The sequence below is a fragment of the Neobacillus rhizosphaerae genome (genome assembly GCF_937468385.1).
Classification (GTDB): Bacteria; Bacillota; Bacilli; order Bacillales; family Cytobacillaceae; genus Neobacillus; species Neobacillus rhizosphaerae.
Window position 1 is genome coordinate 17,200 of the sequence record NZ_CALBWS010000005.1, and the last position, 10,922, is coordinate 28,121.

The 10,922-nt window shown below is 38.3% G+C and carries 10 protein-coding genes and 2 other annotated features; of the genes, 6 read left to right on the plus strand and 4 right to left on the minus strand.

The genetic code is table 11. From position 1 onward, the window contains the following. Positions 1-218: 218 nt before the first annotated feature. Both M5A78_RS06030 and M5A78_RS06035 read right to left on the minus strand, forming a co-directional pair. Positions 219-914 (minus strand): response regulator transcription factor, encoded by a 696-nt coding sequence (locus M5A78_RS06030; RefSeq protein WP_248734387.1) that lies wholly within the window; start codon positions 912-914, stop codon positions 219-221. Beyond that, positions 908-3,481 carry a sensor histidine kinase gene (locus tag M5A78_RS06035; RefSeq protein WP_248734388.1) on the minus strand — a complete coding sequence of 858 codons (2,574 nt, stop codon included), beginning with the start codon at positions 3,479-3,481 and terminating at the stop codon, positions 908-910. Before M5A78_RS06035 ends, M5A78_RS06030 begins: the two co-directional genes overlap by 7 nt. Before the next feature lie 207 nt (positions 3,482-3,688). Here M5A78_RS06035 and M5A78_RS06040 point away from each other — a divergent pair, with 207 nt between their 5' ends. Further along, complete coding sequence (locus M5A78_RS06040) at positions 3,689-4,108, plus strand: hypothetical protein (protein ID WP_248734389.1); 420 nt, start codon at positions 3,689-3,691, stop codon at positions 4,106-4,108. A gap of 161 nt (positions 4,109-4,269) precedes the next feature. On the opposite strand, the gene M5A78_RS06045 is transcribed toward M5A78_RS06040, so the two are convergent. Beyond that, positions 4,270-4,686, minus strand: a complete 417-nt coding sequence (locus tag M5A78_RS06045; RefSeq protein WP_248734390.1) for an NINE protein — start codon at positions 4,684-4,686, stop codon at positions 4,270-4,272. A gap of 9 nt (positions 4,687-4,695) precedes the next feature. Next, complete coding sequence (locus tag M5A78_RS06050; RefSeq protein WP_248734391.1) at positions 4,696-5,013, minus strand: TM2 domain-containing protein; 318 nt, start codon at positions 5,011-5,013, stop codon at positions 4,696-4,698. Positions 5,014-5,473: 460 nt separating this feature from the next. Here M5A78_RS06050 and M5A78_RS06055 point away from each other — a divergent pair, with 460 nt between their 5' ends. The 5 genes from M5A78_RS06055 to M5A78_RS06075 all read left to right on the plus strand — a co-directional run bounded on the left by M5A78_RS06055 (position 5,474) and on the right by M5A78_RS06075 (position 10,898). Then, on the plus strand, positions 5,474-5,911 hold the full coding sequence (locus M5A78_RS06055; RefSeq protein WP_248734392.1) for an Rrf2 family transcriptional regulator: 438 nt from the start codon (positions 5,474-5,476) through the stop codon (positions 5,909-5,911). A 110-nt stretch (positions 5,912-6,021) separates the two neighbouring features. Beyond that, the gene (locus tag M5A78_RS06060; RefSeq protein ID WP_248734393.1) at positions 6,022-6,672 is read left to right on the plus strand and encodes a DsbA family oxidoreductase; all 651 of its coding nucleotides are present in this window, start codon (positions 6,022-6,024) and stop codon (positions 6,670-6,672) included. Positions 6,673-6,794: 122 nt separating this feature from the next. Continuing rightward, positions 6,795-7,397, plus strand: coding sequence for a nitroreductase family protein (locus M5A78_RS06065; protein ID WP_248734394.1), 603 nt, complete (start codon positions 6,795-6,797; stop codon positions 7,395-7,397). A gap of 458 nt (positions 7,398-7,855) precedes the next feature. Further along, positions 7,856-8,088 (plus strand) — a binding site (T-box leader). A gap of 49 nt (positions 8,089-8,137) precedes the next feature. Further along, positions 8,138-8,370 (plus strand) — a binding site (T-box leader). 305 nt (positions 8,371-8,675) lie between these two features. Beyond that, complete coding sequence (locus tag M5A78_RS06070; RefSeq protein ID WP_248734395.1) at positions 8,676-10,436, plus strand: aromatic amino acid hydroxylase; 1,761 nt, start codon at positions 8,676-8,678, stop codon at positions 10,434-10,436. Between the two features lie 210 nt (positions 10,437-10,646). Next, positions 10,647-10,898 (plus strand): 4a-hydroxytetrahydrobiopterin dehydratase, encoded by a 252-nt coding sequence (locus M5A78_RS06075; protein ID WP_248734396.1) that lies wholly within the window; start codon positions 10,647-10,649, stop codon positions 10,896-10,898. Positions 10,899-10,922 lie beyond the last annotated feature (24 nt).

Sequence of the window (10,922 nt, forward strand, 5' to 3'; positions counted from 1 at the left end):
AAATACTTCATATCATCATGATAATAAAAAGCGCCTTACATCCTCATAACAGTCGTTGAAAAAGACCTTACAAAAACATTTCATTCAAAAAACGGACATAAATGAATTTTCAACGAAAAAAGGGCAAAAAAAGAGGCTGCCGCAAACGGTGTCATTCCCTGCTAACTCGCGATGAAGTGAGCAGGGGAATGATCTCATTTGAGACTGCCTCCAATAGGTTATTCGATCATGTATCCCACACCAGGATAGGTGATAATGTATTCGATCTTATTCTCGCCATTTGCTTTTCGTAATTTTTGCCTCAGTCTTGCGATTGTTACCCGTAAATAATCAATATCATTCCGGTATTCTGGACCCCATATCTGTTTCAGCAGTTCTTCATGGGTAAGGACTTTGCCGCGATTTGTGGCAAGGTAGGCAAACAGCTTGTATTCGGTATTGGAAACATCTGCTTTCCTTCCATCGACACTAATCCGTAGTTTGGCGTAATCAATTTGTAAATTTATTATTGTACTAGAGGTAGCAATTTCGGCTGGCGGCTGCTGCGCTCCTGTTCTTCTTAGGACCGCACGGATGCGGGCATATAATTCTTCTAATGTAAACGGCTTTGTCATATAGTCATCTGACCCTAAATCAAGCGCCGTCACTTTATCGCTGGCATCATGGCAGGCAGACAGCATAATAACGGGAACAGTAGAAAAACTGCGTAACGCTTCTAACACCTTAAATCCATCAATCTCAGGCATTAAGATATCAAGAAGGACTAAATCCGGCATGATTCGATCATAATTTTCGAGCATCTCATGCCCGTTTGTATAGGTGACAACTTCATAATTTTGTGTTCGTAAATTTGCGGACACCAATCTGATTATTTTCGGCTCATCATCGACAATGACAATTTTTTGTTTCAGCATTCGTTCACCTGCTCCACTTTTGGGATCACTATGGTAAAAGTACTTCCTTTATTGATTTCACTTGCAACGTTCACTTTCCACCCGTGGGAGTCGAGAATTCCCTTACAAATCGCGAGCCCAAGACCAGTCCCACCCGTTTTTCGGGTCCGTGAAATATCCACATGGTAAAATTTATCGAATATTTTCAGCAAATGTTCCGCTGCCATTCCAATGCCATTGTCCTGAAAATCGATAAAAATATTCCAGTCATCCTCATAGATCCTTACAAGAATCGTTGGATTGCCGCGGCTGTAGCGAATGGCATTGGTAATAATATTCCTGATTACTTGTTCGAGCCGTTTCATATCAAAGAAGAGTACTTGCTCTGACGATTCAGTCCACGTATAAATGATTTTTGCCTGATCAAAGGGGGGCTTCCTTAGTCCCTGCAGGACCCCTTCCACGAACGAACCGATTCTTGTCTGTTCTTTAATTAGGACAAGTGCATTGGAATCTATTTTCACAATATCAAGCCAATCACTAGTGAGCTGTTCAAGCCTTTTAACATCGTCCGTCATTCCAAGAAAAATTTCGTCAATAAACGCTTCCTCCCACTCCACATCCTTTCGCATCAAGGTTTCAATGCTGCTGTTTAAGGTGGTAAGCGGTGTTTTAAATTCATGTGAAGTAAACGAAATGAGTTGATTTTTTAACAAATCCATTTCTGTTTCCTTCGTAATATCGCGTAAGACAAGTCCGAAGCCAAAGGTTTCCTCCTCATCATGAACAGGAAACTTTGTAAGCGATAAATGTTTTTGCTTTCCGTCTTTTCTGTTAATGGCAAAATTCACATGGCTTGTTTGCTCGTCGAGAGCAGATAAAAGGTGCTCTCCATAATTCTCCTCGGAAAAACGGATAAGCGACAAAATTGCGGCTAATTTTTTATTTACGATCTGGACATGGCTGAGTTCAAGGGTTTGCGCAAATAAATCGTTCGCGTAGGTAATTTCCGCTTGCTTCGTAACTAAGACAAATCCATCATTCATATTTTCTGTCGCTGTCTTCAGAATGGCGTTTCGATTGCGAAGATGTGCCAATAACATGTCGTTATATACCACCATCGCTAAGGATCTCGCGAACACCTGCAGAAACTCCTGATTAGGTAAGTCGAGCATTTGTCCAATAAATAAATATCCGAGCCTCTTTCCGGTAACGGAAACAGGGACAGAAAACTGTCCAATCGGGAGTGGGGCGTGAGTACTTATTTCCTCTTCTGCCGCATATGTAACGGGAGTCTCTACTAATTCTGACAGTTCCTTAAGTGTAGACGATAGAAATTCCTGCGGTTCCATGACAGGTAAAGGCTGATAATTAAGCCTGTTAATTAATTCGAGCTGATGGTTTTTCAACACTAACCCTTTTGTCCGCTCCTCGATCCGTCTTTCTAAGTCTAGATTGAGGTTGATTAGTTCTTCGCGGTTCTGAAAAACTTTACTACCCATTTCATAGAACCGATGCAGGAGTAGGTTAAATTCCCGGGCAGCATTAAGAATCTGGATCCGATCAAAGTTTTTTAGCGAAAACGATTTTTCCTCAATGGCTGCCGAATAGTCAAGCAAAACATTAATGGGCTCCAACATCCGCCGTGACAAGAGCCGGGACAGATATTGAGTAAATAGAAGCGTTACGAATAAAACCATGCCAAGAAGAAATAAGGCACTACGGATACTTTCTGTTTTGATGGAAGCAGGCTTTGCCACATAAACCGTCCAGTTTAAGGAGGGGATCATTTCAAATTGTAAATATTCGTAACGATGATAGACGGTCGAGTAATACTCACCATCGCCGCGGTTGCGTTTTTCCAAATGATTCTGTTCCTTATGGTTTTTTACATCGTAATTCTTGCTGATTGAAGGCTGGACCGGATGATAAATAATTTTCTGCTCCTGATCCTCAACGACAGGGTAGGCACCTGTTCCGTAGTCATAATCGGTAATCAGATTGGTTAATGCAGTCAGATCAAGCGTGCCAAGGACATACCCTTGAAATTGATTTTCATAAAGAATCGGCGCTGCGATCATGATCAGTGGTTTTTTCGAATGTCGTCCTAACAGGATCGGCGTCACCACCGTTCGTTCCGCTGCTTTAATTTCCTTGAAATGGTCCCGATTGCTGATATCTTCCCCTAAAAGAAATTCTCCGTTTTGACGATTGCAAGGGTAGGAAGCGATAATTTTCCCTTCGCTGTTGCCAACGTACAATTCAATAAACCCAGGGAGCTTGGTTTTCCCACCTTTAAGAAGCATGGTCATAAACTCACGGTCGCTATTTTGCGATTGTGAGAGATTATAGCTTATCGATTCAATATAGTTAACATGAAAATTGACATACGTTTCAACCGATTCTGCCAGGCGCTGCGTGGCATACTTCTGATTTTTAGATGTCTGGGATATGAAATCGGTTATTTCGATACTATGAAAAATCCCGAGGATCCCAATAGGAACGATCGTAATAATAATAAAAATAAGCGATAACTGTTTTTTTATCGTCATGTTCTTCATGTCATGGGTCCTTTTCTCTGTTTTCAACGTTTTCCCTTTCGCTATTAGTGTAAATGAAAAATAGCCACTATAAGCGTCTGTACCTTGAACAGAATTCGACATTTTTAGATAAAAGATGTCGAAATAGGAGTGAAGTTCTAAAAGATTCATAAATTAGATGAAAAAACGTGATTTTGCCATTGTATAATCACTTTATACTTATATTTTTAACAGAATGTAGAGGATGAGAAGCACATGAAAAACCTGCTTAATCCGAAAAAACTTATGACCATCTCAATCGTAGTGACGGGATTTCTAGCTGCTTCTTTCATCGGTGCTCTTTTCTGGAACAAATCAGCGGGTGTTGCCACTTATGAGGAATATTTAAATGTGATCAAGGAACCGTACCAGCTCCTTTATTCCAATCTGCAAGCTCTCCCAGAGCATCCAACTGAGGCAGCAGTCTATCGAATTTACGATCAGTTTGATAGGGATGTTCATCAGGTGAAGATTTCAAGTCATGCAGAAAAGAAAGTGGAGGAGAACTACAAGCAGCTAATAGAGCTGCCTGAAACGTTTAAAGAGGATTATGATCGATCGGCCTATAAATACTCGACCCTCATCGGCCAGACGAGTCATGTGAAAATGATACTGGAGTATCTGGATGGCAAGTAATTGAGATGAAGGACACTTTACCAGCAACAGGATTTCATGAATAGGTTCATCCTTATTTTCTATTCTCCATCAAAGCTGCTCTATTGCTTTTTTACCAAAACCATTAAATCAATTTCCATGAGTTAAAAGGTATTACTACAAGGAAAAAACCAGAATGAAAATCATTCTGGTTTCCGGAAGTTTCTTTGTTCTCTAATTGAATTGAGGATGAGAATTTCAGCATTCTCATTCAAATCATCTATACGTTTATTTAAGAAGAATGCATCAATCCATGACCATATAACTGAACCTATTAAAAGGAAAATGAATATAGACATGAAAAATTGAGTAAAACCATTATAGTATTCCACTGTCGATAATATAATAATAATAGCAATAATCGGAATAATACTTGTTAATAGCATAGCTGAAGCATATTTATAATTCTCAGTATAGAAGCGATGCGCTCCAAAGAAACTCATTCCAGCCCATAAACCCCAAGCTGCTTCTTTATTTTTCTTCCGTTTTAACATTTCTGATTCAAGAACGGCTAGTTCCTCTAATGTAAGGTCCATCTTCGATATATTCAAGTTATTCATTGTTATCGATTAATTTCCTACCATAGAGTTCTTTTTAGCATTTTTTAATAAACGAATTTCTGAAAGGATTTCATTTTCAATCGTTTCGTTAGTATCTTTAATCATACCGTTTAGCAAGAATAGGTCAATAAATGTCCAAATACCTAAACCCCCAAATGTTAATAACATAGCAACAGCCGTACCTGTTTTCCCTAAATAAAAACGATGTCCACCGAAACCTCCAGTGAAAAACCAAAGCAACCAAGTAGTACCAGTTGATTTTTGTTTTTTGCTCATCTCTGAACTAAGGAGTTGTAAATCCTCTGATGTAAGATCTTGTTTTTTCATAATTGACATTTTCTAAATCCAACCCTTCGATATAATTTAATAGATTGCTCTATTAATTATATATTTTATCATCAAATTGTGAATAATTGTGAGAAATTTACTAATTTTGTGTAAAAAAATGTCTCTTTGACACGTATTAAGAAATATGACTTATACCCTTTAAACGCTTCCCGAACCTTGCATAATAAAATTGCCTTTTCCAAGTCGAGGAGTATAGAACCTTAAACATGAGGCGCTGACAGAACTTCAGCTGGCTCTCATGAATTATGTGTTAAAAGCACGGATGACAGTGCCTCTTTAGATTGATTAATAAACTAAGGTTAGTTTTTTATTCCTTATTTTAGTTTGCCCTTCCCAAGGTGACGTTGAACTTGCAAATATGATTTTAGATTTTTTATCACCAAGTAGTTGACTTCTATTTCTGTTGTAACTATAATAGTTACAACAAGGGGTGATGAATTTGAAAATTAGTAGTCGCTTTACAATTGCTGTCCATATTTTATCTCTCATAAACAATAATCCAGCAGCGATTTGTACTTCAGAATTTATGGCAGGAAGTGTAAATACAAACCCAGTTGTGATTCGACAAATATTGTCATATCTAAAGAAAGCTGGTCTAGTTCAAGTCCGCCGTGGAACAGGAGGGGCTTCTCTTGTGAAAGATTTACGTGATATTACGCTATTAGATGTGTATCGTTCAGTAAGCGTTGTAAAAGAAGAAAACTTATTTCATATCCATGAGCAGCCAAATCCAGATTGTCCAATAGGTGCTAACATACAAAATGTTTTAGAGGTTATTTTAGTACAAGCACAAGAAGCAATGGAAAGCGTGTTGGAAAACATTACAATGGAACAAGTAGATACAACATTAATAAATAGGATAAATTCTTCACAATAAATAAATCTCCATGTGCAGTTCTCTGTATTGAGACGTACATTTTTTTTACCCCTCGTTGTAACTATTTTCATTACAACGAAAAAATAATAAAGAGAAAGGTGAGAAACTAAATGACTGTAAAAATTAAAGCTTATTCTGATTTCATATGTCCATTTTGTTTTTTAGGAAAAGGCCCGTTAGATGAAATCGCAAAGGAAAAAGATGTTGAGGTAGAATGGATGCCATTTGAATTACGTCCGAGTCCATATCCGAAAATTGACCCATGGCAGGATCCTGCAAAATTAAGCTCCTGGGATTCCTTTATTCAGCCTGCTGCGAAGAAGTTAGGGATTGAAATGCGTTTACCGCGTGTTTCTCCTCATCCATATACAAATTTGGCTTTTGAGGGATACCAGTTTGCGAAAGAACATGGGAAGGGAAATGAATACCATCACAAAGTTTTCACCGCGTTTTTCCAAGAAGAACAAAACATTGAGGACATCGAGGTACTAACAAACATAGCCGGTGTTGTGGGACTTTCAAAGGATACTTTTAAGGAAGCATTAGTATCGCGGAAATATCGTGAAGCTCATCAAGAGGCTTTAAAACATGCTTATGATGAAGCGAAAATTTCGGCTGTTCCAACATTTGTGATTGGCGAAGAAGTGATTCAAGGGTTAGCTAGCAAGGAAAAATTAGCACAAGTCTTTGATAAGGAATTGGAAAAAAACAAAGCAAATGAACTTGATGACATGCAATGTGATAGGAATGGGTATTGCTAATACTAGATTCAAACAGTAGTGGACCGTTATAGGTATTTTCTTACTTTAAATAACGTTCGAACTGTAAAAAGATCTATGTATATATATAGTTTTTATATTAAACAAAAAATGGAGGATTCAAAATGTCAACAACTACAACAACTTTAAAAGAAGCAATCATCAACCGTCGTTCTATTCGTAAGGTGAAAAAGAATGAAAATATTACAAAAGAAAGAATCAACGAAGTATTAAAAACAGCTTTACATGCACCGACATCTTTTAATATGCAAAGTGGACGCATTGTTGTGCTTATGGACGCTGAGCATGAAAAGTTCTGGGATATCGTAAAAGAAACGCTACGTCCACTTGTTCCAGAGGAAAACTTTGGAGCAACCGTAGAACGATTACAAGGATTTCGCGATGGAGTGGGAACCGTTCTATTTTTTGAAAACCAAGAAACAGTAAAGCAAATGCAAGAAAATGCACCATCCTATAAAGAAAATTTCCCTAACTGGTCACAACAAGGAAGTGCAATGTTGCAGTACGCAATATGGATGTCTTTATCTGCTGAAGGAATTGGAGCGTCACTACAGCATTACAATCCAATTATCGATCAAGAAGTGAAACAAACTTGGAATATTCCAGGAGAATGGAGCTTAATAGCACAAATGCCATTTGGTGAGCCAAACGAAGAAGCTGGTGAAAGAACATTCTTGCCTTTTGAAGATGTTGTTAAATTTTATTAAATAGCCGAGAACTCTAGCGGTTTTAATCATGAGATGAATCGTCAGCGATTGCATTAGGAGGAAAAAGATGACAATTACCCTTCGATTCGCTGATATATCATAACAAGTCGCTGATAAAACCAACAGAGTCGCTGATATATCATAAAATTCGCTAAAAAGCTAAATATAGCAAGATCTTTTAGAGAAAAATTGGTGGAATTCGCATTTAAAATCATGAAGAGAATGAAAATTTTCATCCGAATCAATGGAATTTGGCAGATTTAGTAATAAAAGCAACAGTATTTGCGAAAACAGTCTTTAGAAAAGGTCACATATTTTATCATTTTTTTCGAAATGGAATAAGAAAAATCAGTATTGGAGCAGATTTGATTTAATACTATATCATTATAATATTTAAACCTTGACAATATGACTAATCTCCCTTTATAATTCGATTTACTAAAAGAAATGTTATATAGTGTAGAGCGTTGAAAGGAATACAGTAGTGCTTAGCAATTTTGTCTTCAGAGAGCTGATGGTCGGTGCGAATCAGTACAAACGTAAGCATGAATTACACTCCCGGAGTTTCTTTTTCGTAGTAAAGACATCTGTCTTTATGAAGGGAAAGACGGCGTCATAGCCGTTATCAGAATGAAGTGGTGAGCGTATGCTCGCAACTAGGGTGGTACCGCGAAGTCTATTCGTCCCTACTGGTTTATTCCAGTAGGGACTTTTTATTTTTTTTATAAAAATTTAATACAATACAAGCATAGAAGGGAATACAGTAGTGCTTAGCAATTTTGTCTTCAGAGAGCTGATGGTCGGTGCGAATCAGTACAAACGTAAGCATGAATTACACTCCCGGAGTTTCTTTTTCGTAGTAAAGACATCAGTCTTTATGAAGGGAAAGACGGCAACATTGTCGTTATCTGAATGAAGTGGTGAGCTTATGCTCACAACTAGGGTGGTACCGCGAAGTCTATTCGTCCCTACTGGTTATTCCAGTAGGTTTTTTTGTGTGGAAAAGGGGCGGAGCGCCGCAAAAACCAATCAGTATATTAAATCCGAGTGAAAAATAAACATTTTACACTTCGAATTAGGGAAGCTAAGCTCTGCTCACACCGCCTTTATTATGTTGACGTATTACTCATATCAAGATCATTTCCATGTATGGGTTGGGAGTTGAAACTCATGTTAGTTTTTTTTGAAAAGGAGGAGTAATGATGAAACTGAGAATTCGATTACCTTGTTAAGAGAATTCACAACAACATTGAAAAGATAGAAAGGATGAAATCTAGTATGAACGAACTATCAAAATCCACAAAACAGATTCCAGCTCATTTGAGACAATTTGTCTCGGAGCAGCACTATGAAGAGTACACACCGATTGATCATGCGGTATGGCGATATGTGATGAGACAAAATCATCATGCCCTAAAGGATTCTGCCCATCCGGCATATGTGGAAGGTCTCCGTGCATCAGGAATCGACACGGAGGCAATACCAAATGTATCAGACATGAACGAGCACCTTTCAAAAATTGGCTGGGGAGCTGCTATTGTAGATGGATTAATTCCAGGTGTTGCCTTTTATGATTTTCAAGCACATGGTATTTTGCCAATTGCCGTGGCTATTCGAAAGGTAGAAAACATCGAATATACACCGGCACCGGATATTATCCACGAATCCGTAGGTCATGCACCAATCCTATTTGATTCTAAATATGCTTCATACGTCAAACGATTTGGAGAAATTGGTTCAAAGGCATTTGCGACAAAAGCAAAACATGAAGTATTTGAGGCAGTAAGAAATCTATCTATTGTCATGGAAGATCGCCATTCCACACCTGAACAAATCGAAGAAGCAAAACGATTGCTAAGCGATAGGAAAAAATCAGTAACGGGTTTGTCAGAAGCAGATCAAATCTCGCGGATTTTCTGGTGGACAGTGGAGTACGGATTAATAGGAACGTTGAAGAACCCTCAAATATACGGTGCCGGACTGTTATCTTCTGTAGGAGAAAGCAAGCATTGCCTATCTGAAAACGTGGTAAAACTTCCTTTTTCTATAGAGTCTTGTATTCAGACAAGCTACGATGTAACGACCATGCAGCCGCAATTATTTGTTTGCGAGAATTTTGATCAATTAACAGAGGCTATCGAAAAGTTTGCCGATTCAATGGCCTTTCGAAAAGGTGGAACAGAGAGCTTAGATAAGGCGCTCCAATCTGGTGGTACGTCGACATTTGTCCTGAACTCGGGATTACAAATTACTGGAACGATCGAAAAAATGCTTAAGGATTCAGATGGAGAAGCTATTTACGTGAAAACAACAGGACCAACAGCTTTGGCTATGAATGATAAGGAGCTTCCTGGACATTCGAAAGCGATTCATAGTGGTGGATTTGGTACTCCAATTGGTTTATTAGAAGGGGGTATTTCTCTTGAAGAATGTACCGAAGAAGACCTTCTGACTTTAGGAATTGAAAAAGGTCGTAAATCGACTTTGACTTTTAAGAGCGGTATTCAAGTATCGGGAATTGTTTCAACTATTATCCGAAACAAAAACAAACTAAATCTCATTTCCTTCGAAAGCTGCCAAGTCACATTAGGAGATCAAGTGTTATTTGAAGAACAGTGGGGAACGTTCGACATGGCGGTAGGCTCAGCAGTTACATCTGCATTTCCAGGGGCTGCTGATGCAGAAGCATTCTTCGGTGTAGAAGAAATACCTAAAAAGGCAGCAACAGCACCAAGACTATTAACAGAACTAGAAAATATGTACCAAGCAATCAGAGATATTCGTAAAACAAAGACACTGGATGAAAATAGTTGGGCTGTTGTTCAAACCGTTCTTCAAGTGTTGAGAAGCTCTTATCCAAAAGAATGGCTGCTGCGCTTGGAAATTCTGGAATTGTTCTGTGAGCATGGTGTACAAACGTTAGAAACAGAACAGGTTCATCAAGAATTGCTCCATCTTAGCAAAACAGAAGAGCTTCAACGTCTTATCAAAAATGGATTATCGTTACTTCCACTTCAAAAGGAAAGTCAAGGATGTTAACAACATTGACTCCTTTAGAAATTCAATTGGAGTGTGCAAAACTTCAAAACTGGAAGGTAAAAAACGATAAAGTGAAACTTCAATCAGTGGGGGGGTTCCATCCCCCACTGATTGTTAGTTGAACCAATCGGGCTTTTACGGGCAGTTGATCCCTCGCTTATCCTTATTGATTCCCTCTAAGTCTTGAAGTGGGGGTCTTAATGCCCGTTAATGCGGGATAAATGGATCGAAAGGAAATATATGTTTAAAGATTACCTGCAAGGTATACAGTTTGTTTCAAAAATCGGCCAAATTGCTGAATCAAACCAACATCATCCATTTATCAATGTCCAATATAAAGCTGTTATTGTTTTGCTCAGCTCATGGGCTGCAAAAGGAGTAACAGCTTTAGATATTGATGTAGCAGTCGAATTCGAAAAAGCGTATGAACAAGTGAATCATACTATTTCATCCAGCGATTGATTATTATATCGGAAAAATTATTTG